Here is a 2,632-nt window from a genome sequence, read left to right as displayed (position 1 = left end):
TGCAACGTCCTGTAGCTACTCGATGGTCAGCAACCGGCCCAATGACAACTCCGTGCCATTGATGATTTATGACAACGCAAAGCTGAACCTATCTTCCCAACCGTATTGAGCATCCTGCTCGACAACTCGTCGCAAAGTTTCGACTATGTCGTCAAAACGAGGTCCAAGCGCTAGTGCAGATTTTTGACTTGAGATCCACGACAGCTCGACTGGGCGTTCAATACTGGAGCTCAAGAGGTCCCATAGTGCGTCCAAGTTTCTGCCATAGAACACACCGACGCCTAGCTGCTCTGCAATCTGCGCATGAAAATCACGTTCTGAGTTGATAAACTCTCCATCGATAATAATCTTATTCAATATCATTTCCATCGCCCAATGCCATGCACGGAATTATAGTGATCATTCGTGATGAACAGGAGGTCGTCGTTTGAGTAGAGGGGCCGAGTTCCTGGCTGGCTTGCTTTGGATCTTGAACCGGTTAGTTCTACATCGGCCTCCTACTAGACTCTGCCAACGCTGCTTGGAAGCACGCCGGTCGTATTGTGAAACACATCGCCACCAATCTGCCCGCCCGGGACGCTGTTTTCTAGCGCTTTGCCAGGTCGTCAGCCATTCTGCGCTGCTTCGCTCTTAGTCACATAGCTCGGAGGCAACTGACCAGTCGCCCTGAGGCAAACCACGATATCGTTCGCATCTGCTGTGGTACGCAGATCCACTTTGAGCTTCGCGTAGATTGCCGCGTTATGCGCAGAATTACCGATGCCCGAGAGCGCGTTCGGCGCCCCACCAGTGAAGTCCAGCGCATTTGGTCCTGGACCTTCCAAGCTAGGCTTTTGACCCGTCAGCGGCAACGATTCGGTCTCCACCACCTTGGTGCTGCCGCCATCGACCTTGCCCATCCCGCGGGTACTCTTGGGCCTGAGAACAAACCCTGATCCCGCGATATCCCACCCAAGCATCCCAAGCTGATTGGTCATCGGTACGGTTTGCGAGTCGACACCAAATGCAGTGAGAGTTGCACTGGGCATCCCGAAGATAGGCCCGAGCAACGCCATTTCAATCCGGTTCCTGTCGCTCACCGACATGCCGGGCGCCAACGGACCAAACTCAGAGGTTAGACCAAGCCTGCGCCAAGTTAAATTCGGCCCGCAAGAAAGCCTCCTTCCCAAGTTAGATCATTGGCACCCATATCGACCCACATCTTAGTCAACAGGCCAACTTACCCCGTCAACAAACCTTCCATGCCAGTAACGCCTAGAATATTCGTCATCTCTATCCATGTGATACACAAAATCATCAAGCCGGTCTCCCAATGGGAACTCAAACTTGTATTTTGCAGTTGCCAGAACACCCTGAATTGAATGGAGCTCATCAAATTCGGCCGCGGTCGCATCATAATCAAGACAACCAATGGAAGCAATGATCTCAGAAATTCTGAGCTCGCACGCTATTAGTGCGCGCCTCAGATTACCAACGACCTTTCGATATTCTTCAAGCTCACCTTCAAATTCAGAAAATACTTCTATCATTTCTTTCTCACTGGCTGAATATGACCAATCTGACCTGTTATCGGATTGTAAATAACCTCCAATCCTGCCCCCTCGTATCTGAAATAGCCTGGGGCACCCCTAGGGTCAGGCGTAATCACAGGATTGCTGGCGAAGACCTCCTTCACTTGTAGGAATGGAGCGGGCCTTCCTTCCTTCAAAGCCTCTCATAGTAGGACTCACTGATCTTCAGCCCGTCAACCACATAGAAGCCGTCCATTAGCTGAATTTTATTTCGCGGAGCTCCGGTTGTAGGTGTGGGCTTTGTGAGATTGCCAGCAGAATTTTGGATAAGCACCACTTGGGTGCTCCCTCCATCAACGTTAGCGGGTCCGCGGGTACTCTTGGGTCTGAAGATGAAACCTGACCCCGCGATATCCCACCCAAGCATCCCAAGCTGATTGGTCATCGCTACGGTTTGCGGGTCAACACCAAACGCAGTGAGAGTTGCACTGGGCATGCCGAAAATAGGCCCGAGCAACGCCATCTCAATCCGGTTCCTGTCAGTCAGCGACATGCCAGGCGCCAACGGACCAAACAGTGCGCCATCCCAATCCGTTTCGCGCAGCAGCCCGATCTCTCTGTTGAGCAGTGTTCCCAGATGAGGAGGCTGGCTGGACGCCTCCCGCGCAATCGCGCTGGCCAGGATCTGGTCGTACTCCTTCGTTCCAGGCTTCAGACTGAAGAGTACATACTGCTCGTCGGGCGTGAGATAGGGTGCGTACCGCTCCATGACATCACGGCTCTGCTCTTGGCTGACCTCAGCCCAGCGCGCGTCCGTGGCCTGCAGGCACACTGAGTCCTTTCCACATGCTGCACGGTCAGCATCCTTCGCCTTCCGCTGCGGGGCACTAAGGTAGTTGTTCTCCACCACATTTTTTGCGATCCCAGCTGCCAGTGCAGCTCCTGCAAGCCCATCACCAGCGCTGCTTCCAGCCACGGCCCCCACCGCCTGCGACAGCGCCAGAATCGTCTGCTTCTGCTGATCATTCAGCTCGCCGGTGTAGCCGGGATACAGCGCCTCGGTCAGCAGCTTCGCCGCCAGTTCACCGCCGGTCGCTGCGCCCGCACCGTTTGCTGCGTTA

At 54.1% G+C, this 2,632-nt stretch carries 4 protein-coding genes; all 4 read right to left on the bottom strand.

From position 1 onward, the window contains the following. Window positions 1-66: 66 nt before the first annotated feature. Entirely contained in the window at window positions 67-357 is a 291-nt protein-coding gene (locus ACW6W5_RS17825; protein ID WP_226956729.1) for a barstar family protein, read from the bottom strand. A 248-nt stretch (window positions 358-605) separates the two neighbouring features. Then, window positions 606-1,085: a hypothetical protein gene (locus ACW6W5_RS17820; protein WP_220668932.1), complete on the bottom strand. Its 480-nt coding sequence runs from the start codon at window positions 1,083-1,085 to the stop codon at window positions 606-608. Window positions 1,086-1,202: 117 nt separating this feature from the next. Beyond that, window positions 1,203-1,529 (bottom strand): hypothetical protein, encoded by a 327-nt coding sequence (locus ACW6W5_RS17815; RefSeq protein ID WP_152154530.1) that lies wholly within the window; start codon window positions 1,527-1,529, stop codon window positions 1,203-1,205. Window positions 1,530-1,704: 175 nt separating this feature from the next. Further along, window positions 1,705-2,632 (bottom strand): VENN motif pre-toxin domain-containing protein (locus ACW6W5_RS17810; protein WP_226956730.1); only part of this gene is annotated, 928 nt, incomplete at its 5' end.

The sequence above is a fragment of the Stenotrophomonas sp. IS26 genome, from assembly GCF_054188265.1.
The sequence above is the reverse complement of the archived record's forward strand: the minus strand, read 5'-3'. Positions and strand labels throughout refer to the sequence as shown.